The organism is Snodgrassella sp. M0351, assembly GCF_016100575.1.
GTDB classification, from domain to species: Bacteria; Pseudomonadota; Gammaproteobacteria; order Burkholderiales; family Neisseriaceae; genus Snodgrassella; species Snodgrassella alvi.
Genome location: NZ_JACFSG010000021.1, coordinates 1 through 291, shown reverse-complemented (window position 1 = coordinate 291; position 291 = coordinate 1). Strand labels below are relative to the sequence as shown.

Genomic DNA, 291 nt, shown 5'->3' with positions numbered 1-291 from the left:
GCAGATGTACAGTTTGTCAACCGGTACTGCTAACAGTGTCAACAAACTGACCGAAAACCTGAATAAAACCAATTTAGATTTAGGTTCACTGTCCACAGCAACAAAAACAGACCTGAACAATCTGACAACCAGCCTGAACAGCACCAGCGATGAACTGACCAAGCTGTCATCCAGTACTTCAGGCAGTATACAGAGCATTAGCGGCCGTCTGGACACACTGACTACTTCTACAGCTAACAGCCTGCAGGCTCTGGACAAAGGTCTGCAAGATACCAGCAGCAGCGTATCCAC

At 47.4% G+C, this 291-nt stretch carries 1 protein-coding gene; it reads left to right on the top strand.

Going from position 1 to position 291, the window contains the following annotated elements; genetic code table 11:
• Positions 1-291: hypothetical protein (locus tag H3V01_RS10935; RefSeq protein WP_198186795.1), on the top strand; the 291-nt coding region annotated here is incomplete at both ends.